20 protein-coding genes are annotated in these 22,378 nt (G+C 67.2%); 13 read left to right on the top strand and 7 right to left on the bottom strand.

Annotation, left to right across the window (positions count from 1 at the left end; translation table 11 throughout):
- Positions 1-6: 6 nt before the first annotated feature.
- Positions 7-1,998, bottom strand: a complete 1,992-nt coding sequence (locus tag EAH84_RS11045; protein ID WP_140872015.1) for an OPT family oligopeptide transporter — start codon at positions 1,996-1,998, stop codon at positions 7-9.
- Positions 1,999-2,156: 158 nt separating this feature from the next.
- Between EAH84_RS11045 and EAH84_RS11040 the strand changes: the two genes are divergently transcribed.
- The gene (locus tag EAH84_RS11040) at positions 2,157-2,948 is read left to right on the top strand and encodes a DUF2189 domain-containing protein (RefSeq protein ID WP_140871915.1); all 792 of its coding nucleotides are present in this window, start codon (positions 2,157-2,159) and stop codon (positions 2,946-2,948) included.
- Between the two features lie 49 nt (positions 2,949-2,997).
- Positions 2,998-4,314, top strand: coding sequence for a homoserine dehydrogenase (locus tag EAH84_RS11035; RefSeq protein ID WP_140871913.1), 1,317 nt, complete (start codon positions 2,998-3,000; stop codon positions 4,312-4,314).
- 12 nt (positions 4,315-4,326) lie between these two features.
- Here the strand turns inward: EAH84_RS11035 and EAH84_RS11030 are convergent, their stop codons facing one another.
- From EAH84_RS11030 to EAH84_RS11015, 4 genes are all read right to left on the bottom strand, one after another.
- Positions 4,327-4,827 carry a hypothetical protein gene (locus EAH84_RS11030; protein WP_140871911.1) on the bottom strand — a complete coding sequence of 167 codons (501 nt, stop codon included), beginning with the start codon at positions 4,825-4,827 and terminating at the stop codon, positions 4,327-4,329.
- Positions 4,824-5,189 (bottom strand): hypothetical protein, encoded by a 366-nt coding sequence (locus tag EAH84_RS11025; protein ID WP_194150390.1) that lies wholly within the window; start codon positions 5,187-5,189, stop codon positions 4,824-4,826. The genes EAH84_RS11030 and EAH84_RS11025 overlap by 4 nt, the downstream gene beginning before the upstream one ends.
- Before the next feature lie 65 nt (positions 5,190-5,254).
- Entirely contained in the window at positions 5,255-5,695 is a 441-nt protein-coding gene (locus EAH84_RS11020) for a CoA-binding protein (protein ID WP_140871909.1), read from the bottom strand.
- A gap of 85 nt (positions 5,696-5,780) precedes the next feature.
- Positions 5,781-6,731, bottom strand: a complete 951-nt coding sequence (locus EAH84_RS11015; RefSeq protein ID WP_140871907.1) for an Mrp/NBP35 family ATP-binding protein — start codon at positions 6,729-6,731, stop codon at positions 5,781-5,783.
- Positions 6,732-6,800: 69 nt separating this feature from the next.
- On the opposite strand from EAH84_RS11015, the gene hflK reads away from it, so the two are divergent.
- The 5 genes from hflK to EAH84_RS10990 all read left to right on the top strand — a co-directional run bounded on the left by hflK (position 6,801) and on the right by EAH84_RS10990 (position 13,468).
- Positions 6,801-7,904, top strand: coding sequence for an FtsH protease activity modulator HflK (hflK, locus tag EAH84_RS11010; RefSeq protein WP_140871905.1), 1,104 nt, complete (start codon positions 6,801-6,803; stop codon positions 7,902-7,904).
- A gap of 62 nt (positions 7,905-7,966) precedes the next feature.
- Positions 7,967-8,779 (top strand): protease modulator HflC, encoded by an 813-nt coding sequence (gene hflC, locus EAH84_RS11005; RefSeq protein WP_194150392.1) that lies wholly within the window; start codon positions 7,967-7,969, stop codon positions 8,777-8,779.
- Positions 8,780-8,873: 94 nt separating this feature from the next.
- Positions 8,874-10,421: a Do family serine endopeptidase gene (locus tag EAH84_RS11000; protein WP_140871901.1), complete on the top strand. Its 1,548-nt coding sequence runs from the start codon at positions 8,874-8,876 to the stop codon at positions 10,419-10,421.
- Between the two features lie 110 nt (positions 10,422-10,531).
- Positions 10,532-12,175, top strand: coding sequence for a helicase HerA-like domain-containing protein (locus EAH84_RS10995; protein ID WP_140871899.1), 1,644 nt, complete (start codon positions 10,532-10,534; stop codon positions 12,173-12,175).
- A gap of 66 nt (positions 12,176-12,241) precedes the next feature.
- A complete protein-coding gene (locus EAH84_RS10990) occupies positions 12,242-13,468 on the top strand; it encodes a M20 metallopeptidase family protein (protein WP_140871897.1) in 1,227 nt (408 codons plus the stop codon).
- A gap of 3 nt (positions 13,469-13,471) precedes the next feature.
- Here the strand turns inward: EAH84_RS10990 and EAH84_RS10985 are convergent, their stop codons facing one another.
- Both EAH84_RS10985 and EAH84_RS10980 read right to left on the bottom strand, forming a co-directional pair.
- Positions 13,472-13,975, bottom strand: a complete 504-nt coding sequence (locus tag EAH84_RS10985) for a DUF1993 domain-containing protein (protein ID WP_140871895.1) — start codon at positions 13,973-13,975, stop codon at positions 13,472-13,474.
- A gap of 5 nt (positions 13,976-13,980) precedes the next feature.
- Positions 13,981-14,952: an isopenicillin N synthase family dioxygenase gene (locus EAH84_RS10980; RefSeq protein ID WP_140871893.1), complete on the bottom strand. Its 972-nt coding sequence runs from the start codon at positions 14,950-14,952 to the stop codon at positions 13,981-13,983.
- Positions 14,953-15,293: 341 nt separating this feature from the next.
- On the opposite strand from EAH84_RS10980, the gene EAH84_RS10975 reads away from it, so the two are divergent.
- From EAH84_RS10975 to EAH84_RS10950, 6 genes are all read left to right on the top strand, one after another.
- Positions 15,294-16,475, top strand: coding sequence for a M23 family metallopeptidase (locus tag EAH84_RS10975; protein ID WP_140871891.1), 1,182 nt, complete (start codon positions 15,294-15,296; stop codon positions 16,473-16,475).
- Between the two features lie 231 nt (positions 16,476-16,706).
- Positions 16,707-17,045 carry an iron-sulfur cluster insertion protein ErpA gene (gene erpA, locus EAH84_RS10970; protein WP_140871889.1) on the top strand — a complete coding sequence of 113 codons (339 nt, stop codon included), beginning with the start codon at positions 16,707-16,709 and terminating at the stop codon, positions 17,043-17,045.
- A 17-nt stretch (positions 17,046-17,062) separates the two neighbouring features.
- Entirely contained in the window at positions 17,063-17,833 is a 771-nt protein-coding gene (xth, locus tag EAH84_RS10965) for an exodeoxyribonuclease III (protein ID WP_140871887.1), read from the top strand.
- Positions 17,830-18,627 carry a transporter gene (locus EAH84_RS10960; RefSeq protein ID WP_140871885.1) on the top strand — a complete coding sequence of 266 codons (798 nt, stop codon included), beginning with the start codon at positions 17,830-17,832 and terminating at the stop codon, positions 18,625-18,627. The genes xth and EAH84_RS10960 overlap by 4 nt, the downstream gene beginning before the upstream one ends.
- Positions 18,628-18,688: 61 nt before the next feature.
- Entirely contained in the window at positions 18,689-20,722 is a 2,034-nt protein-coding gene (locus tag EAH84_RS10955) for a M13 family metallopeptidase (RefSeq protein WP_140871883.1), read from the top strand.
- 60 nt (positions 20,723-20,782) lie between these two features.
- Positions 20,783-22,189, top strand: coding sequence for an amino acid permease (locus EAH84_RS10950; RefSeq protein WP_140871881.1), 1,407 nt, complete (start codon positions 20,783-20,785; stop codon positions 22,187-22,189).
- The last annotated feature ends 189 nt before the right edge of the window (positions 22,190-22,378 follow it).

Below are 22,378 nucleotides of genomic sequence, written 5' to 3'. Positions count from 1 at the left end.
GGAGACTTATCCCGCCATCACCGTGCGCCGGGTGAAGCGGTACAGCCCCCATAGCAGCGCGAGGAACGCGAGTGTCCCGCCGATCAGCGCGGGCGTCGCGAAGCCTTCACCGACCAGCGCGAGCGGGGCGTCGCTGCCCGAGAGATAGACGATCACCGCGAAGCCGACGCCCCACAGGCTTTCGCCGACGATCATGCCGGTCGCGGTCAGCACGCCCATCCGCCGGGCATATTCGGGGTCGCCGGTCCGATTGGCCCAGCGATCGTAGAACGACCCGATCACCGCGCCGATGACCACGGGCAGCGTCACCGCCATCGGCAGATAAACGCCGAGCCCGACGCCGAGCGGAGGCAGCCGGAGCTTGCCCGCCCGGCCCAGCGTTTCGTCGGTCGCGATCACGCCTGCGCCGATCAGCGCGCCGATGCCGATCATATTCCAGTTGAGATCGCCGCCGAGCACGCCCTTGGCCAGCGCGGAGATCAGCGCCGCCTGCGGTGCGGCGAGCGCGTTGGGGCCGGCGCCGGGGGCGCCCTGAAAACCCAGCGTGGTCGCGAGCAGCTGGAGAACGGGGGGTACGACAAGGCTGCCGAAGATCACGCCGAAGATCAGCGCGACCTGCTGTTTCCATGGCGTCGCACCGACCAACTGCCCGGTCTTGAGATCCTGGAGGTTGTCGTTCGAGATCGTCGCGACACCGAACACGATGCCGGTCACGATCAGCGCATAGGCGACCAGCGCCTGGGTCGTTTCAGGCGGGGTGCCGCGCCCGAACAATCCCACCAGCATCAGGCTGGCGGCGAGCACCGCAAGGATGCCGATCCCCGATACCGGGCTGTTCGATGCGCCGATCAGCCCCGCCATGTAGCCGCACACCGCCGCGATCACGAGCCCGAGGACGAGGACGAAGACGAGCGCCCCCGCGATCAGCGGGATCGCCATCGGCTGGAGCGGACCGCCCGCAATCTCCGCCCACAACAGGCCGGCGATCGGCACCAGGATCGCGAGGCTGACCGCGACGACGATGCCGATCGACAGGTCGCGTTCGCCGACCGCAACGATCGCGCCATCGCGCTTCGCCTGGCTCGCCGCGATCGAGGAGCGGATGCCGCCCATCACCGGGCCGATGATCTTGAGCAACGTCCAGATCGCGGCTACCCCGATCACGCCTGCACCGAGAAAGCGCACGTCGGTGCGGAAGACGCCAGATGCCCACGCCTCGACGCCGACGCCCGCCAGCGCAGGCGCGTGCGCAGTCAGGATCGGCAGCGCAATCCACCAGCCGATGACGACGCCCGCGAACATCGCGAGGCCGACCGACAGTCCGACCAGATGCCCCGCGCCGATCAGCGCGAACGACAACCCGCCCGAAATGCCGGTCGCGCCTGCACCGACGCGGAAATACTGCGCGGCCTCAGCGACGACGATCCGGGTCTGGGTCAGAATCGCGAACCCCATCGAGGCGACCGCGTTGACGACGATGAGCTTCAGCCCGCGCCCGCTCTCCGCCTCGCCCTCGCGGCTCCCCGCGCCGACCTTGAGCACCTCGGCAGCGGCGCGGCCTTCGGGATAGGGCAGGTCGGTGTCGACCACGAGCGCGCGGCGCAACGGAACCGAGAACATCACGCCGAGAATTCCGCCTGTCGCGGTGATCCCCGCGGTGAGCAGATAGGGGAACCCCTGCCACCACCCGATCATGACTAGTCCTGGCAGCACGAAGATGATCGCCGCCAGCGTTCCCGCGGCGCTCGCGACGGTCTGGACGATGTTGTTTTCGAGGATCGTCGCGCCCGGCAGGTAGCGCAGCACCGCCATCGAGATCACCGCCGCGGGGATCGAGGTCGCGAAGGTCAGCCCGACCTTGAGCCCCAGATACACGTTCGCCGCGGTGAACAGCAGCGTGATGAGACCGCCGAGAATGATACCGCGGACCGTGAGTTCGGCGATCGGGGCGAGGGGGGAAGCCGGGGGCGTATCGCGCGGCGCGGGGGTGGTTGCCATGCCCCGATGATGGCGCATCGCGCGCTGTCGTGACAGCGCAAATTTATACCGTTGCAGGCTCGTGATGCAGGCTTGGGAAAGTTCATGGCCGGGTGTAGCATCGCGCTACCCATCCAAAACCGAAGCGAGACGACGACCACAGCATCAGGAGACAACCGATGACCACCCAGAGTGCGGCGGCGATGCCGATCGCCAGTGAAGTGCCCGAAATCCGCCAGTTATCTTCTGCGGATCTCGATTGGGCGTTGCGACGGGGTTGGAAGGATTTCACCGAACGGCGCGGCGACCTGCTGTTCATCGGGCTGCTGTATTCGCTCGTCTGCCTGCTTGCGGTGTACGTCGCGCTCAACCAGCCGCTGTTGCCGCTGCTCTTCCCGCTCGTCGCGGGGCTCTCGATCGCGGGGCCTGCAGTGGCTTCGGGCTTCTACGAGATCGCGCGGCGTGCCGAGGAAGGACGCGAGGCGAACTGGTGGCATTTCATCGATCCGCTCAACGGGCGGTCGCGCACCCCGCTTGCGGCGCTGACGTCGGGACTGGCGCTGCTATTCCTCGGCTGGCTGCTGGTGGCGTATGTCATCTATGCCTCGACGCTGGGAACCGACGGCGCGCCCAACGTGAGCGATTTCTTGGCGCGGCTGTTTTCGACGCGCGAGGGCTGGACGATGATCATCCTCGGCAACCTCGCCGGGCTCGGCTTCGCGGTCGCGACCCTGGTCTTCACCTGGGTGTCGTTCCCGATGGTCGTCGATACCTCGGTCGATGCGGGGGTTGCGGTTCGGACCTCGGTGAAGGCGTTCCGCGCCAACCCGCACGCGGCGATCGGCTGGGGGCTGCGCGTCGCGGCGCTGCTGGCGCTCGGCACGCTGCCGTTAGGGATCGGCCTCGCGATCGTGCTGCCGTGGCTCGGCTATTCCACGTGGCATCTGTACACCGCGATGGTGGTGCGCTGAGGGCACCGCTCGCTCGACAGCCCGGGTCCGCGTCCGCTAGGCGGCGGCGATGACTAGCACCGAACCGTTGCGCGTGGCGCTTGCCGGCCTGGGGACCGTCGGGGGCGGGGTGATCCGCCTGCTCGACGCGAACCGCGACCTGATCACCCGGCGCGCGGGGCGCGAAATCGAGGTCGTCGCGGTCTCCGCGCGCGATCGGACCAAGGATCGCGGCTTTGACGCCACGCGCTTTGCCTGGGTGGACGACACGTCCGCGTTGGCGAACCACCAGGGCGCCGACGTGGTGGTCGAGCTGATCGGCGGGTCCGACGGCCCCGCGCTGACGCTGGCGCGCGCGACGCTGGGCGCGGGCAAGGGCTTCGTCACCGCGAACAAGGCGATGCTGGCGCACCACGGATTGGAACTCGCGCGCGCGGCCGAAGCCGCGGGGGTGCCGCTGAAGTTCGAGGCCGCGGTCGCAGGCGGCATCCCGGTCGTGAAGGGGCTGCGCGAGGGCGCGGCGGCGAACGAGATCGCGCGCGTCTATGGCATCCTCAACGGCACCTGCAATTTCATCCTGAGCAAGATGGAAATGCCCGATGAAAAAGGGAGGGCGCGCGATTTCGCCGACGTCCTCGCCGAAGCGCAGGCGCTGGGCTATGCCGAGGCAGATCCGACCTTCGACATCGACGGCATCGATGCCGCGCACAAGCTGTCGCTGCTCGCGAGCCTCGCGTTCGGAACGACGCCCGCGTTCGACGACGTCGACGCGCACGGTATCCGCCAGGTGATCGCCGCCGACATCGCCGAGGCGGCGGCGCTGGGTTACAAGGTGCGGCTGGTCGGGGTTGCCGAAGCGGGCGCGCACGGGTTGTTTCAGCGCGTCCACCCGCATCTGGTGCCGATCGACCATCCGCTCGCGCACGTCACCGGATCGCTCAACGCGGTCGTCGCCGAGGGCAATTTCGTCGGGCGGCTATTCTTCCAGGGCGCGGGCGCGGGTGACGGGCCGACCGCCAGCGCGGTGGTCGCCGACCTGATCGATATCGCGCGCGGCGAATTCGGCCCCGCGTTCGCGATGCCCGCCGATTCGCTCGATGTCGCCAGCAAAGCCGATAGCGGCGAGCGGCGGGGGCGCGCGTATCTGCGCTTCACGGTCGAGGACCGCGTTGGCGTGCTGGCCGAGATTGCCGCGGCGATGCGCGATGCGGGGGTGTCGATCGAATCGCTGATCCAGCGTGGGGGGCATGGCGACGACGCCGGCGCCGTGCTCGTCGCGATCGTGACGCACGACGGCCCCGAACGATGCGTTGCGCAGGCGCTGGAGAAACTGCGCGGGTCGTCGAGTCTCGCGGGCGCGCCGCTGTGGATGCACATCCTGGAGTAAGCGTCGCGCGGCTCAGGGCTGGAGCGGTGGCGGCGGCGGGTCGTCGAGCGGGATATCGATGCGGCCGGACTTGTCGGGTTTTTTGGCGAACATCGCCTTGATGCCGCGCACGCCATCGCGGGCGAGCGCCATCGGATCGGTCGCTTCACCGGGCGCGCAGCAATCGTTGTTGGGGTTGATCAGCTTGGTGAGCAACCGCACGAGCACCACCGGGGGGCCGAGCACGTTGACGCCGACCTCGCATCCGCCCTGCAGCGTCGCGCATGGCGCGCCCGTGGCGGCGAGCGCGCCGACGCCGGTTCGATGGGGATTGCTCGGCAAGCCGCGATCCGGCGGCCCGCGATCGTTGGACAGCGGCAGGCGCGCACTGCCCTCCCTGACGCCGCAGACGACAATATCGGATTCGGGTGCCGCTGGTGCACACTCGGGAAACAGGATTGAGAATTTTTCGGACCCCGGGGGTACGGCGGTCGGCGCAGCCTGAAGCAGCGCGATCAGCCCCAGCGCGATCACGGCGCTAGCTTCCGCATGCCATCCACCGACGTTTGTCCCGCCTGCGGGCCGCCGATCGTGACTGCGGCCGACACCCCCGCCATCCCGGTCTCGACGAGGAAGGCGCTCATGTCCTCGATGCGGTTGGTGCGGTGGAGCAGGCGCGTACGTTCCGCCCAAACGGCTTCATGGCGACGATCACCTGGGTCGTGGACGACGATGGGTACCCGGTAGCGATCCGCCTGGCGCAGCCCGCATACCGTAATGTCGGTCGAATCGGACGAGAGGGTGCACCGCTGTTCGGCGGTGGTCATGGAGCGTGCGTTCGCCATCAAGGCATCGGCGTCCTGGACCGCGATCATCATCAACAGCACCGGCAGCATCGGCCGACTCCCATCCCGAATCGCCCGATCATGCGCGCATCGCGGCGCGTCGTAAAGGCGTGAAATCAGCCGGTTGCGGCCACGATCCGGGCGACGCCGAGCCGCGGGATGTCGATCGCGGGGCAACGATCCATCACGACCTTCAGCCCTGCGGCCTCGGCGCGCGCGGCGGCTTGCGCGTTCACCACGCCGAGCTGCATCCACACCGCCTTCGCGCCGATCGTGATCGCCTGGTCGACCGCCTCGCCCGCTGCCTCCGGTCGGCGGAAGATGTCGACGATGTCGATCGGATCGCCGAGCTGGGCGAGCTCGCGGAACACGAATTCGCCATGGACATGTTCACCGGTGATCTGCGGATTGACCGGAATGACGCGATAGCCATGCGCCTGGAGCTTCGCCATGACGCCGTAGCTCGGGCGATCGGCGCGATCCGACGCGCCGACCATCGCGATCGTCCGCGCGCTCTCGAGCAGGTCCTTGATCTCGGCGTCGGTGGTCAGCGGCATCGGTCTTCCTCCGTTCGTGCTGAACTTGTCGGCGCACCGTTGCGCCTGATGCCGTTCGACAGGCTCAGGGCGAACAGACGACGCGTCAGCGTTCCTTGAGCCACGCGTCGACCCGCGCGGCTATGGCATGAAACGCCGCCGCATCGGCGCCGTTCCCCGCCGCGGGGGGCTCGCCCGCGTCCGAGGCGGTGCGGATCGCGATCGTCAGTGGGATGCGCCCGAGGAACGGAATGTTGAGGCGCGCCGCTGCGGCCTCCGCGCCGCCGTTGCCGAACGGGTCGGACGATTCGCCGCAATGCGGACAGACATAGCCCGCCATGTTCTCGACCAGACCGATGATCGGCACGCCCGCCTTGTCGAACAGGTCGATCGCGCGGGTCGCGTCGATCAGCGCGAGATCCTGCGGGGTCGACACGATCACCGCGCCGGCGGCTTTGTATTTCTGGACCATCGTCAGCTGGACGTCGCCGGTGCCCGGCGGCAGATCGAGCACCAGCGTATCGGTCGCGCCCCAATCCGCCTCGACAAGCTGGCCAAGCGCGCCCGCCGCCATCGGCCCTCGCCACGCGAGCGCGCGGCCCGGATCGACAAGCTGCCCCATCGACAGCAGCGGCACGCCATAGGGGGTGGGGACCGGGTCGAGCACCTTGTCGTTGGCGGTCGGGCGGGTGCCTTCGACCTGCATCAGTCGCGGTTGCGACGGGCCATAGATGTCGGCGTCGACCAGCCCGACGCGGCGACCCGCCTTGGCCAGCGCGATCGCGAGGTTGGCGGCGAGCGTCGATTTGCCGACCCCGCCCTTGCCGCTGGCGACCGCGACCAGCTGGCGCGCGACCCGCTCGGCGGTCACCACGACGCGCACCTCGTCGACGCCGGGCAGCGCCGCCGCGTCGCGCACCGCGGCCTCCAGCGCATCGCGCGCGGTGGGGGTCAAGCCGGTCGCGTCGAGCACGATCCCGGCACGTGCGCCCTCCATCCTGACGGTGGCGCGATTCCCCGCGACGGCAGCGACGGCGTCCTTCACTTTGTCGTTCATCGGGGCGAGATAGGGCTAGCGCGGGCGCTTGCCACTGTTTTTCCGCGGACGCGCTCCTATAAAGGACGTATGACGATCTTGCCGGCCTGGCTCCGACGCCCTCCCTTCCTTGCCATCGAACGACCCAAGGGCCCCTGGGGCGGGGGCGACGATTCGTCGGGCGAGCCGCGCAACCCCTGGGCGACGCCGTCGGGAGGCCGCAAGCCGACCGGCGCACCGAGCGCGCTCGACGATTTCCTGCGCAAGGCGCGGGGCGGTGGTGGCGGTGGTGGTGGCGGTGGCTTCAGCGGCTTGCCGACCGGGCCGAACGCGCGGCGGCTATGGATCATCGGCGCGGGGATTATCCTGCTAGTGTGGATCGCGTTCACCTCGATCCATCCGATCGCGCCGCAGCAGCGCGGCGTCGTCACCAATTTCGGGCGCTACACCGGCACGCTGCAGCCGGGCGTCCAGTTCACGCTGCCCGCGCCGTTCGCGACCGTGACCAAGGTCGACGTCCAGAACATCCGCACCGAGGATTTCCCCGACGGTGGCGGCGAGAATCTGATGCTGACCGGCGACCAGAATATCATCAACCTAGCCTATTCGGTGCGGTGGAAGATCGCGAGCCCCGAAGATTACGTCTTCCAGATCGACAAGCCGCGCGAGACCGTGCGTGCCACCGCCGAAGCGGCGATGCGCGAGGTGGTCGCCAATGTGTCGCTGGACCAAGCCCTGGGGCCTGGCCGCACGTTCATCGAGAACCAAGTCCAGGAGCGGATGGAGACGATCCTGCGCGATTATAATTCGGGCATCGTCGTCCAGGGCGTCGCGATCAAACAGGCCGATCCCCCCGAGCGCGTCAACGATGCGTTCAAGGATGTGACTGCGGCGCAGCAGGATTCGCAGGCGTATCGCAACCAGGCGCAATCCTATGCGCAGCAGGTGCTTGCAGCCGCGCAGGGCGAGGCCGCGCAGTTCGACAAGGTGTTCGAACAATATAAGCTCGCCCCCGAGGTGACGCGCCGCCGGATGTATTACGAGACGATGGAGGCGGTGCTGGCGAAATCCGATAAGACGGTCGTCGAGACCCCGGGCGTCGTGCCCTATCTGCCGCTCGATCGCGCGCGGCGGGTACCCGAAACCGTGTCACCCGCGACCACCGACGCGCCAGCGGCAGGGGGTGGCCAGTGAGCGCGACGTTATGGCGCAATCCGGTTGCGATCGGACTAGCGGTGCTGTTCGCGTTCGTGTTGATGGCCTCGACCTTCACGATCGTGCCCGAAACCGAACAGGTCGTCGTGCTGCGCTTCGAAAAGGTGGTGCGGACGGTCAACGCGTATAAGCCGAAGGAAGTGTTCGGGCGGACCGGCGCGGGGATGATCGCGAAGGTGCCGTTCGTCGATCGGCTGGTGTGGATCAACAAGCGCGTGCTCGATGTCGACTACGACAACCAGCAGGTGCTCTCGTCCGACCAGCTGCGGCTCGAGGTCGATGCCTATGCGCGGTTCCGGATCACCGATCCGCTAAAGGCGGTGAACGCGACCGGCAGCGTCGGATCGACCGAAGAGCGGGTGCGCGATGCGCTCCAGCCGCTGCTCGGCAGTTCGATCCGCGCCGAACTCGGCAACCAGCCGTTCGCGACGCTGCTCACCCCAGAACGTGACCGGGTGATGGACAATATCCAGCGGCGGCTCCAGCGGCTCGCGACGCAATATGGCGTCCAGATCGTCGATGTCCGGATCAAGCACGCTGACCTGCCCGACGGCAGCCCGCTCGACAGCGCCTTGAAGCGGATGCAAACTGCACGTCAACAACAGGCCGTGACGATTCGAGCACAGGGCCGCAAGGACGCGCAGATCGTCCGTGCCGATGCCGATGCCAATGCCGCGCGCATCTATGCCGAAAGCTTTTCGAAGGATGCCAGCTTCTACGATTTCTATCGCGCGATGCAGTCGTACCGGCACACCTTCGGCGCTGATGGCGGCGACACGCCGACCGGATCGACCTCGATCATCCTGTCGCCCAACAACAGCTATATGAAGCAGTTCGAGGGTGGTGGTCGGTGATGCGGCCGGGCCGTTCATATTCAAGCGGCGTTCAGCCGGTGTCGGGCATTGCGTCCGCAACCGCGAACGACCTATCTGAGAGGAAGAATAAATAGTGCGCTACGCCTATGCCATTACCGGTGCGCTGCTGCTCGGCGGCGCCACCGCCACCATCGCGCTCCAGCCGGGCCATGCCCAATCCGCGCAGAACGAACCCGGCGCGATCGAGGCCGTGATCCCCAAATCCGGCGCGCCGCTGAGCTTCGCCGACATGGTCGCCAAGCTCCAGCCCGCGGTCGTCAACATCTCGACCAAGCAGACCATCGTCCAGAAGCAGCAGGCTAATCCGTTCGCGGGCACGCCGTTCGGCGATCTATTCGGCGGTGGCGCGGCGCAGGGCGGCGCGCCGGTGAAGCGCGAGGGCCAGTCGCTGGGATCGGGCTTCCTGATCTCGCCCGACGGCTATGTCGTGACCAACAACCATGTGATCTCGCCGGGCGCGCAGGGCGCAACGGTCGATTCGATCGCGGTGACGCTGAGCAATCACAAGGAATATATCGCCAAGGTCATCGGCAAAGACCAGGATTCGGATCTGGCGCTGCTCAAGATTGATGCCACCAACCTGCCTTATGTGAAATTCGGTGATTCATCGCGCGCGCGCGTGGGGGATTGGGTGGTCGCGATCGGCGAACCATTCGGGCTGGGCGGCACCGTGACCGCGGGCATCATCTCGTCGATCAACCGCGTCACCGGTCAGGGCGGCGCATATGACCGCTTCATCCAGACCGATGCCTCGATCAACCAGGGCAATTCGGGCGGCCCGATGTTCGACATGAACGGCAACGTCATCGGCATCAATTCGCAGATATTCAGCCAGTCGGGCGGCAACATCGGGATCGGCTTCGCGATTCCCGCGGCGACCGCCAAGCCTATCATCCAGACCTTCATGAAGGGCGGGACGATCGAGCGCGGCTATATCGGCGTCCAGATCCAGCCGGGGACGATCGACGACGATACCGCCGCGGCACTGGGGATTCCCAAGAATCAGGGCGAGCTGATCGCGGATACCACCGCGGGCGGACCGGCTGCGAAGGGCGGGGTCCGCGCGGGCGATGTTGTCACGAAGGTGAATGGTCAGGCGGTGACTCCCGAACAGACATTGTCCTATCTCGTCTCGAACGTGGCTCCGGGCTCTACCGCGCGACTCGACATCCTGCGCAACGGCAAGCCCGCAATCGCGAACGTCACCGTCGCGACCCGTCCGAGCGCGGACAAGCTCGCCGAGATCGTCGGTGGCGATACCCAGGGGTTTGGCGGCACCGATAACGGCGATGATGATACGTCCTCGACCGCAGCACCCGCCGCGGGCGGCATGCTCGGCATGGCGGTGCAACCGCTCACCCCCGGCATCGCGCGCGCGATCGGGGTTGACGCGTCGACCCAAGGCGTTGTGATCGCCTCGGTCGACAACGCGAGCGACGCTTATGGCAAGTTGAAGCGCGGCGACGTGATCATCTCGGTCAATGCGACGCCGGTGAAGACCGCAGCGGACGTCGATCGGCTGGTCCAGTCGGCAAAGGCCGCAGGTCGACCTCAGGTGCTGCTCCAGGTCAAGCGCGGAAGCGGCCCGGCGCGATTCCTGCCCTTCAAGCTCAAGGGCTGATCCGCTACCGGATCGGTTGGTCAGGGGTCGCCGCTTCTCGGAGCGGCGGCCCTTTTCTTTTGCGCGGTCGGGAGCGTAGAAACGCGGCGGCGGGAACGAGGATAAGCAACATGGGCGAGGGCATCTATATCGGCTTTGGCGGGGGCAAGCCCCAAGCGCTCGACCTCAAGCGTGCCAACCGCCACGGGCTGATCGCGGGCGCGACCGGCACCGGCAAGACGGTGACGGTACAGGGCATCATCGAGGGGTTTTCGCGCGCCGGGGTGCCGTGTTTCGTCGCCGACGTGAAGGGTGATCTGTCGGGCCTTGCGCTGGCAGGATCGCCGCAGGGCAAAGCCCACGACATCTTCGCGGCGCGCGCGAAGGAGATCGGGCAGGACGATTGGGCCTATGCCGATACTCCGGTGCAGTTCTGGGACTTGTTCGGTGAACAAGGCCACCCGATCCGCACCACGATCAGCGAGATGGGGCCATTGCTGCTCAGTCGGCTGATGGACCTCAACGAGGTGCAGGAGGGCGTGCTGACGATCGCGTTCCACGTTGCCGACAAGGAAGGGCTGCTGCTGATCGACCTCGACGATCTCCAGGCGATGCTCGGCGAATGCGCCCATCGCGCGGACGAATTGACGACGACCTATGGCAATGTCTCGAAACAGTCGATCGGCGCGATCCAGCGCTCGCTGCTCCAGCTGCGGACGCAGGGCGCCGAGCATTTCTTCGGCGAACCCGCGCTAGAGATCGACGATTTCCTGACCCTCGACGACAAGGGGCGGGGGATCGTCAACATTCTCGCCGCCGACAAGTTGATGCAGAGCCCCAAGCTCTATTCGACCTTCCTGCTGTGGCTGATGAGCGAATTGTTCGAGCAGCTTCCCGAGGTGGGCGACCCCGACAAGCCCAAATTGTGCTTCTTCTTCGACGAGGCGCATCTGCTGTTCGACGATGTGCCCAAGGCGGTCGAGGAAAAGATCGAGCAGGTCGTCCGGCTGATCCGGTCGAAGGGGGTGGGGGTGTATTTCATCACCCAGAACCCGATCGACATCCCCGATACGGTCGCGGGCCAGCTCAACAACCGCATCCAGCACAAATTGAACGCCTTCACACCGCGCGACCAAGCGGCGGTGAAAGCCGCGGCGGACACGTTTCGCGCCAACCCCGGCGTCGATGTCGCGACCGTGATCACCGAACTCAAGATCGGCGAGGCGCTGGTCTCGCTGCTTCAGCCCGACGGATCGCCGACCCCGGTCGAGCAAACGCTGATCAAGGCACCGTCGAGTCGGGTTGGCCCCGTGACTCCGGTCGAGCGCGGCGTGCTGATCCAGACTGACGCGATCGGCGCAAAATACGATTCCCCGGTCGATCGCGAGAGTGCGGAGGAAATCCTCACCGCCAAGACCGCGCAGGCGACCGCGGCGGCGGCGGCGGCGCAGGCCTCGACCGATGCCGAAAAACAGGTCGCGGCGCAGGCAAAGGCGGACGCGATCGCGGCGAAGGAAGCCGCGCGCCAGCAGGCGACCGCGCTGAAGGAAGCCGACCGCGAGCAACGCGACGCGGCACGGGCATCGGCGAACAGTCCGTGGTCGAAGATCGCGACCAGCGCGACCCGCGCGGCAGGATCGTCGATCGGGCGTCAGGTCGCGAACGAACTCGGTAGGCAGGTGTTCGGGTCGTCGTCACGCGGGCGCTCATCGGGCGGCGGGATGGTAGGATCGGTTCTGCGCGGGGTGCTCGGAGGATTGCTCAGGGGGCGGTGACCTGAGACTTTGCGTCGATCCCGGCCGAGGAGTAGGGTCTGGGGCCCGCCTCAAGGAGAAGCCGCGATGACGCTCGACACGATCGATTCCACCGACTGGACCGCGGTCGGCGAAGCGGGGCTCGACGAGGCGATCGACCTGCGCCGCGCGATTCATCGCGAGCCCGAGATCGGGCTCCATTGTCCCAACACCACCGCGAAGATCAAGGCGGCGCTTGAGGGGTTGCCGCTCGAGATTCGCGAAGGATCGTCGACCACGGGGTTCGTCGCGATCCTGCGCGGGCAGCGCGGCGACAATGGCCGCACGGTGCTGCTGCGCGGCGACATGGATGCGCTGCCGATGCAGGAGGAGACGGGGCTCGATTACGCCTCGACGATCCCCGGCGCGATGCACGCATGCGGGCATGATTCGCACACCGCGATGCTGGTCGGTGCGGCGAAGGCGCTGAGCGCGAGGGCCGACTCGCTACCCGGCACCGTTGTCTTCATGTTCCAGCCCGGCGAGGAGGGGCATCACGGCGCGCGCCACATGATCGCCGACGGGCTGCTCGACGAACCGCGCCCCGATGCCGCCTTCGCGCTCCATATCACCCCCAACGCGCCGGCCGGCACGTTCGTCGGTCGGCCGGGGCCGCTGCTCGCCTCGACCGACACCGTCCACGCGCGGATCATCGGGCGCGGCGGGCATGCCGCGATGCCGCATGATTGCGCCGATCCGATTCCCGTCGCGTGCGAGATCGTCACCGCGCTCCAGACCTTCGTCGCGCGGCGCGTGCCGGTCGCGGACCCCGCGGTGCTGACGATCACGAAGATCAACGCCGGCTCGTCGCACAACATCATCCCCGCCGAGGTCGTGCTGATGGGCACGCTGCGGACGCTGTCCGAACGGACCCGCGAGATGATGCGCGCCGCGTTCGAGCGGATCGCGCAGGGGATCGCGGCGGCGCACGGGCTGACCGCCGAAACCTCGATCGAGGAAGGCTATCCGGTCACGATGAACGATGCGCGCGCGACCGCGCTGATCGAACGCGTCGCGGGCGAGATGGGGGGTGCCGACGGCTGGAACCTGATGCCCGCGCCGATGATGGGCGGCGAGGATTTCTCCTATGTCCTGCGTGATATCCCCGGCGCGATGGCGTTCATCGGGGTCGCACCCGACGGCACCGATCCACACACCAACCCGCCGCTCCACAACACCAAGATGACGATCAACGAACGCGTCATGGCCAAGGGGATTGCGATGCACTGCACCCTCGCGACGCGGTTCCTCGACCGGGGGTTCGACGAGGTTTGAGGCTTACAGGTTCGGCTGGCCGAGATGCTGGAGGAAATCCGGTTTCCCCAGCTCAACCCCATTGGCACGCAGGATCGCGTAGGCGGTGGTGACGTGGAAGAAGAAGTTGGGCAGCGCGAAGCCGGTCAGGAACTGGGTGCCGGTGAAGCCGTAACCCATCCCGTTCGGGAAGCGCAGCTCGACGCGGCGATCGGCGCTATCCGCTAGCGCGGCGGGGGCGATGCCCTCGATGAACCCGATTGTCTTCTCGCACCGCGCCTTGAGGTCGGCGAAGCTCGCCTCGGTATCGGGCATTGCGGGGGGCTCGACCCCGGTGAGCCGCGCCATCGCGCCCTTCGCCGAATCCGACGCCATCTGGAATTGCGCTGGCAGCGGCTTCATGTCGGGGGCGAGGCTGGCGGTCATCAGCGCGGCCTCGTGATCGCTCGCTTTGTCGAGCCACGCGTGCATGTTGCGCAGGCTGTTGACGAAGACCGGGGCGGAGGCGTCGTAGATCGAAAAGGTCATGCTGCTCATTTCTTGATCAGCCCGATTTCGACGAGCCGCTCGTACAGGTAGTCCTGCGCGGTGATCGGGGTGGGGTAGCGGTTGGGGTTCGCGGACGTGATCGTCTGCGGCAGCGTCTCGATCAGGAAATCGGGCGCGGGGTGGAGGAAGAACGGCATCGAATAGCGCGAATGGCCGCGGCGTTCGGGCGGCGGGTTGACGACGCGGTGGGTGGTCGACGGCAGGACGTTGTTGGTCAGCCGCTGGAGCATGTCGCCGACGTTGACGACCATCGCGCCCTCGGGCGGCTTGATCGCGAGCCACGTGTCGTTGGTGCGATCGTAGAGTTCGAGCCCCGCCTCCTCCGCGCCGAGCAGCAATGTGATGAGGTTGATGTCTTCATGCGCGCCCGCGCGGACGCCCTCGGCATCGGCGGGGATCGGGGGATAGTGGAGCAGCCTGAGCACGCTGTTGCCGTCGCCGACCGCGGCGTCGAACCAGTCGGGGGCGAGCCCCAGATGCCGCGCGATCGCGGACAGCAGCCGGTCGCCCGCGCGATCGAACGCGGCGAACAGTTCGAGGAACACCGGCTTGAATCCCGCGGGGCGCTCCGGCCAGATGTTGGGCGCCATGTCGTCGGCGAAGCGGTGCCCCGCGGGCAGTTCGCGCCCGACGTGCCAGAATTCTTTGAGGTCGACCGCGCTCGCGCCCTTGGCGATTTCGGTCTTGAACGGGGTATAGCCGCGCGCGCCGCCGCCGCCCTCGACGAAATAGCCGCGCTTTTCGGCATCGGGGAGCGCGAACAGTTTCTCGGTTTCCGCCCAGGCGCGCGCGATCAGGTCGGCGGGAATGCCGTGATCGGCGACGATCGCGAAACCATAGCGTTCGAACGACCCGCCGAACGCGGCAGCGAAGGCGACCGGATCGCGCTTCTGGTCGGCGAGACTGAGCGTCGGGACCTGCGCGGTCGCGGCGTCGGCGGTAGGGGTGTCGTGCATAGGGTCAGCGTCCGGTTGTGATGGAAACGACTATACCGCTGCGATCGCGCGGCGTCATGCTCCTTATCGGTCGATAGCGATCATCGTATCGCGCGCGAATCGAGCGTTTCGGGGCGGCATAATCCAGCTTTTCTGCGACGTTGCGGGCGCTGGTTCCCACATTTTCAACCACTCGCCGCACGCTTCCGTCGGTTGACCCCGAGATGACGTGCGCGCTCTTGCTCACCGTCGCGGCTTATCGTTCAACCATGATCGTGAGACGCGGAGGGGCTGCGATTTCACCGAACTTGAATGAAGTCGTGCCCGGATTGACCCGGATACGGCGCAATTTATGGGGCACGATGAGCCGTTTCATACGATCCGCCGGCGCTTTCGTTCAGCGCGCGCGTTCTTTTTTCACCCCCCGCGATTTCCTGTTTCACGACGGCAAGACGCTGCGGCGCCTGAGCGTCAGCGCGCGCAGCCAGGGGACGATCGCGCTGGTCGGTGCAGTCACGATCGGCTTTTCTGGCTATGGCGTCGCCCACGCGGCGTATGATGCCGCGGCGCTGACCGGGGTCGTCGCGCCCGCGACGTCCGCCGCCAGTCTCGATCGGATGCAGCATGAGGTCGCCTCGATGCAGCACCGCGTCTCGACGATCCGCCAGGTTGCTGCGGCGCATGCGCAGCGGATCGAACAGCGCCAGACGCTGATCGCCGCGGCGCTGACCGGATCGGGCACCGAACAGCGGATGGCACTCGCCACGCTGACGATCGATCCCGCCAAGGACCAACTGGCCGCGACTGCGATCGCGCCGCTCGCCAAGGTCGAGGCGCGTCAGGTCGGGTTCGCGAAGGTAGCGCAGAAGCTGCTCGACAAGCGCTACGCCGATACCGCCGCGGAAATCCGCAAGCTTGGGCTGGCGAGCCGGATCAGGACCACGCGCCGCGGCATGGGTGGCCCGATGATCGCCGCCGACAGCGCCGAAGCGGTCGCGGACCTCAAGGCCGATGCGCAGTTCCGCACGCTGTTCCAGACCTGGAAGAAGCTCGATACGCTGCAACAGGGGACGATCGCGATCCCGTCGGTCCATCCCGTAGCCGACCTGCAGTTCACCAGCAATTTCGGCATCCGGTCCGATCCGTTCCGTGGTACCGCGGCGATGCACGCCGGGGTCGACATTCCCGGCCCGGTCGGCACCCCGGTCTATGCGACCGCCGATGGCGTCGTCGACCGCGCCGAACGCGCAGGCGGCTATGGCAACCTCGTCGAGATCGATCATGGCAAGGGCATCCAAACCCGGTACGGCCATCTGTCGAGGATCCTCGTCAGCGACGGCACCCGCGTCCATCGCGGCCAGTTGATCGCGCTGATGGGATCGACCGGGCGGTCGACCGGCCCGCATCTCCATTACGAGGTCCGGATCGACGGGCATGCGGTGAACCCGGTGCCGTTCCTGACCACCGCCGACTATCTGCTCGCGGCGCAGGACCGGTCGGTCCATGCGATCCCGGTGTCGACCGGCCCCGCTCCGCAGGATTGAGCGCCGCCCGCCGTCTCGTCCGCCGCGGTTTCAGCCAGAGCCGTAAACCCGGACGTGTTCCTGGGTCCATCGGGCGGTTGGGTGGTGAACCGGGGGCGAGCGCATTGCTGGCGGCACAATAGGCGCCGGAACAAGGGCACCCGTCAAAGTAGTACTTTGACGGGACCCAAGTCCGGTGTGGCGTGTAGGGCAACGCTTGCCCCGCCTCCTACGACCCCTTATCTCCGACCCATGGCCACGCTCGCACCAGACATCGCCCTGACCCCCGCCGCGGCGGCGCGCGTCGCCGCGATCGCGGTCAAGCAGAACAAGCCCGCGATCTTGCGGCTGTCGGTCGACGGCGGCGGGTGTTCGGGGTTCCAGTATAAATTCGGGTTCGCCGATGCCGCGGAGGGCGACGACACGGTCGCGGTGACCGACGGGGTGCGGCTGGTGGTCGACAGCATCAGCCTCGACCTCGTCCGCGGCTGCCAGGTCGATTATGTCGAATCGCTCGGCGGCGCGGCGTTCAAGGTGGAAAATCCCAACGCCGCCAGCGGGTGCGGCTGCGGATCCAGTTTCGCCATCTGACGTGAAACCCGGCTGACATGAAAATCGTCACGTACAATGTCAACGGCATCAAGGCGCGGTTGCCGAGGCTGGTCGAATATCTGACCGAGGCGCAGCCCGATGTGGTGTGCCTGCAGGAACTGAAGTCGAGCGACGATACCTTCCCGGTCGCGGATATCGAGGCCGCGGGTTATGGCGCGGTATGGCATGGCCAGAAGAGCTGGAACGGCGTCGCGGTGCTGGCCAAGGGCGGGGTGCCGGTCGAGCGCCAGCGCGGGCTGGGGGGCGAGCCCGAGGACGAGCATAGCCGCTATCTAGAATGCGATATCGATGGCCTCGTCGTCGCGTCGATCTACCTGCCCAACGGCAATCCGCAACCCGGCCCCAAGTTCGATTACAAGTTGCGCTGGATCGACCGGCTCGCGGCACGCGCGCAAGAGATTCTGGCGGAAGAGGTGCCCGCGATCCTCGCGGGGGATTACAACGTCATTCCCAACGACGACGACACCTATTCGGTGCGTGCGATGCAGAACGATGCGCTGATGCAGCCCGAAAGCCGCGAGGGCTATCGCCGCCTCGTCGCGCAGGGGTGGACCGATGCGCTGCGGACGCGGCATCCCAAGGGCGGGGTGTGGACGTTTTGGGATTATCAGGCGGGCGCGTGGCAGCGCGACGCGGGGTTCCGGATCGACCATCTGCTGCTGAGCCCGGCGGTCGCGGATCGGTTGATCGAGGCGGGGGTCGACAAGGAGTATCGCGGTCGCGAAAAGGCGAGCGATCACGCCCCCACCTATGTGAGGATTCGATGAAACCGATCGCGGTGGCGCTTGCCACTGTGCTGGCCGCGCTCCCTGCGGCGGCAATGGCGCAAGACGACGCCTATTGTCCCGAGCGCCCTGGGATCAACACGCCGCCCTGCGTGACCCCACCCGGCCGGGTGTCGGTGGAAACCGCGATCGTCGACTGGACGCGCGACGACAGCGACGGCGCGCGCAACGATAGTGTGGCGATCGGCGACACGCTCGTTCGGGTCGGCCTGACCGACCGGGTCGAGGCGCGGGTCGGCTGGTTGCCGTTCGGCCATTCCTATGCGCGCGATGCGGGCAGCATCGCCACCGCGGATCGGGTCGGTGACGTGTCGCTGGGGGTAAAGGCGCTGCTGACCGATCCCGACGGCGGCGGCGCGCTCGCGGTGGCGGTGCTACCGTTCGCGACGCTGCCGGTCGGGCGCACGCCGATTGGCGCGGGGGATTGGGGCGCGGGCGTGCTGCTGCCGATCTCGTACAGCCTCACCGACAAGGTCGCGCTGGCGCTGACGCCCGAGGTCGACGCCGCGGTCGATGGCGACGGCGATGGCCGCCATTTGGCGTACAGCGCAGCGGCGGGGCTGTCCTACGCGCTGACCGACGCGCTGACCGCGACGGGCGAAGTCCAGGCGCTGCGTGACGACGATCCCGCCGGCCATGCGACCCAGACCGTCGCGGCGCTATCGTTCGCGTATCTCGCGACCCCCGACACGCAGTTCGATATCTTCGCCGCCGCCGGGCTCAATCGCAACACGCCCGATGCCGAACTGTACGCCGGGATTGCGCACCGTTTCTGATCGACTGGCGCCGCGTCGGCGGCGGGTGTAACGCTTGGGCGATACACTGGAGACTCAGCCCATGAAGCGCCTTGTTCTGCTCGCCGCCCTGCTTGCCTCGACCGCCATCGCGCAGGATGCGCCGATCGGCATCGATACCACCGCGATCGACCGGTCGGTCAAGCCCGGCGACGATTTCGATGCCTATGCCAGCGGCGCGTGGCGTGCGCGGACCGAAATTCCCGCGGACCGGTCGTCGACCGGCGTGTTCCTGACCGTCTTCAAGAAGGCGGAGGCCGCCAATGCTGCGATCATCAAGACCGCGGGTGCCGCCAACGCCGCGGCGGGCACCGACCAGCGCCGGATCGCGGATTACTACGCCGCGTTCATGGATACCGCGGGGATCGAGGCACGCGGGATGGCGCCGGTGCAGGCGGACCTCGCTGCGATCGCCGCGCTCAAGGACAAGCAGCAGTTGTCGGCGATGCTCGGCGCGAACCTGCGCGCCGACGAGGATCCGATCAACGCGACCAGCCTCGGCACCGAGAATCTGTTCGGGCTGTTCGTGACGCAGGCGCTGACCAAGCCTGACGAGACCGTCCCCTATGTCCTCCAGGGCGGGCTCGGCATGCCCGACCGCGACTATTATCTGTCGACCGCCGCCGACATGGTCGCGATCCGCACCGCGTATCGCGCCTATGTCGAGCAGCTGCTGACGCTGGCGGGCGTCAGCGATGCCGCTGCCCGAGCCGACCGGATCGTCGCGCTCGAAACCAAGATCGCGAAGGCGCATGCCGACGTCCTCACCACCAATCAGATGAGCCAGGGCCACGATCCGTGGAGCAAGGCCGATTTCGCCGCCAAGGCACCCGGAATCGATTGGGACGCCTATTGGCGCGCCGCCGGGCTTCCCGCGCAACGCGATTTCATCGCATGGCAGCCCGCCGCCGTGGCGGGAGAGGCGGCGCTGGTCGCGAGCGAACCGCTGGAGACGTGGCAGGACTGGCTGACCTTCCATCGGATCAACCAGGTGACATCGGTTTTGCCCAAGCGAATCGACGACGCGCACTTCGATTTCTACGGCAAGACGCTCAACGGCACCCCGCAACAGCGCCCGCGCGATCAACGCGCGATCGGCGCCACCGGTGGCGCGCTCGGCGATGCGGTCGGCAAGCTGTACGCCGCGCAATATTTCCCCGCCTCGTCGAAGGCGGACATCCAGCATATGGTGAAGGGCATCCTCGCCGCGTTCGACACCCGCGTTGCCGCGCTCACCTGGATGGCGCCCGCCACCAAGGCCGAGGCGCGGCGCAAGATCGAAACGATGCGCGTCGGAATCGGCTATCCCGAAACGTGGCGTAGTTATGCCGATTACACCGTCCGCGCGAATGATCCGGTCGCCAACCAGCGCGGCGCCGAACTCGCCGAATACCACCACCAGATCGCCAAGATCGGCCAGCCGGTCGATCGCGGCGAATGGTGGATGACGCCGCAGACGGTCAATGCGGTCAATCTGCCGCTTCAGAACGCGCTCAACTTCCCCGCCGCGATCCTCCAGGCGCCGTTCTACGATCCCAAGGCCGATGCGGCGTCGAACTACGGATCGATCGGCGCGGTGATCGGGCATGAAATCAGCCACAGCTTCGACAACAACGGCGCCGAATTCGACGCCTCGGGGCGGTTGCGCAATTGGTGGACCCCCGCCGATCTGGCGCATTTCAAGCAGCAGGGCGCGGCGCTCGCCGCACAGTATGGCGCGTACGAGCCGCTGCCGGGCGTTCACCTCAACGGCGAACAAGTGTTGGGCGAAAACATCGCCGACGTCGCGGGGCTGACCGCGGCGTATGAGGCGTATCACGCCTCGCTCGGCGGCAAGCCCGCGCCGGTGATCGACGGGATGACCGGGGACCAGCGCTTCTTCCTCGCCTTCGCGCAGAGTTGGCGGAGCAAGACCCGCGACAAGGCGCTCCGCGCGCAGATCGCGACCGACGGCCACGCGCCGGGCCGCTATCGCGCGCAGACCGTCCGCAACCTCGATCAATGGTATCCCGCGTTCACCGTGGTGCCCGGACAGGCGCTGTATCTGGCCCCGGCCAAGCGCGTTCACGTGTGGTGACCTGAGCCCCGCTTTGCCGCGGCGCGCCCGATTTGGTAGGGCCGCGGCAAAGGGGACATCATGAACAGTCTGTTTCGCCGTAAGATCATCACGCCGGTGGCGCCGAGCGACCAGCTCGCGCGGACCTTGTCGTGGCCGCATCTCCTCGCGTTGGGCGTCGGCGCGATCGTCGGCACCGGCATCCTGACGCTGATCGGGGTCGGCGCGGATCGCGCGGGACCCGCGGTGATCCTGAGCTTCGTGATCGCGGGTGCGATCTGTTCGTGCGCCGCGCTCTGCTATGCCGAAATGTCGACGATGATCCCCGCGTCGGGCAGCGCCTACACGTACAGCTACGTCGTGCTGGGGGAGATCATCGCCTGGGTGATCGGCTGGTCGTTGATGCTCGAATATTCGCTCGTCGTCTCGACCGTCGCGGTCGGCTGGTCAGGCTATGCCGCGCCGCTGCTCGAAGGGCTGGGCTTTCCGCACAGCTTGACGCAGGGGCCACCGCTCGGCGGGATCATCAACGCGCCCGCGATCTTCATCATCGCGGTCGTCGCGGGGCTGCTCAGCCTCGGAACCAAGGAAAGCGCGACGTTGAACGCCGTGCTCGTCGTCATCAAGATGCTCGCGCTTGCGTTGTTCGTCGTGGTGGCGCTGCCACATTTCGATGCCGCCAACCTCCATCCGTTCATGCCCTATGGCTTCGCCAAATCGGCGGAGGCCGGCCCCGACGGGGTCGTCGCCGCGCGCGGGGTGATGGCGGCCGCCGCGATCATCTTCTTCGCCTTCTACGGCTTCGACGCGATCTCGACCGCGGCGGAAGAGACCAAGAACCCCGGGCGCGACCTGGCGATCGGGATCGTCGGGTCGATGATCGCGTGCGTCATCATCTATATCCTGATCGGGGTCACCGCGGTCGGCGCGTTGCATTTCACCCGCTTCGCCAACAGCCCCGATCCGCTCGCGCTGATCCTGCGCGAGGTACATCAGCCGGTGGTCGCGACGATTCTGGCGGTGAGCGCGGTGATCGCGCTGCCGACGGTGCTGCTCGGCTTTCTGTTCGGGCAGAGCCGGATTTTCTTCACGATGGCGCGCGACGGCCTGCTCCCGGTCGGGCTGACCAAGGTGTCGAAGCGCGGGTCGCCGGTGCGGATCACGATGCTGACCGCGGTGCTGGTCGCCGCGATCGCGGGCTTCGCGCCGATCGACGCGATCGCCGCGCTCGCGAATGCGGGCACGCTCGCGGCGTTCACCGCGGTGTGCGTGTGCGTCCTCGTCATGCGCCGCCGCGCGCCCGACCATCAGCGGACGTTCCGCACCCCCTTCGCCTCGGTCATCGCGCCGCTCGGGATCGCGGGGTGCGCGTATTTGTTCTTCAGCCTGCCGACCCGAACCGAGCTGTATTTCCTCGGCTGGAATGCGTTCGGGCTGCTGATCTATTTCTTCTACGCGCGACCGCGGATGACGGGCGCAGATGGCTGACGCTTTGGGCTTCCGCAATAACGGGAGCCCAAACTTACAAGCGGCGTGTTGCTCACGGCTCAAGCTTTTAGATGAGCTGGCGACCATCGGCTCGCGGGGGAGCCCATCAGCGCAACGTCCGAGATTGGGTGGATTCCGGAAAGTCTGCATTTAGGCCACAAACCCGGTTTTCGGCCATCAATACCTTCC

The organism is Sphingomonas oligophenolica, from assembly GCF_006438955.1.
In the GTDB taxonomy this organism is placed as follows: Bacteria; Pseudomonadota; Alphaproteobacteria; order Sphingomonadales; family Sphingomonadaceae; genus Sphingomonas; species Sphingomonas oligophenolica_A.
Note: the sequence above shows the minus strand (reverse complement) of the source record. Positions and strands in the feature narration are given on the sequence as shown.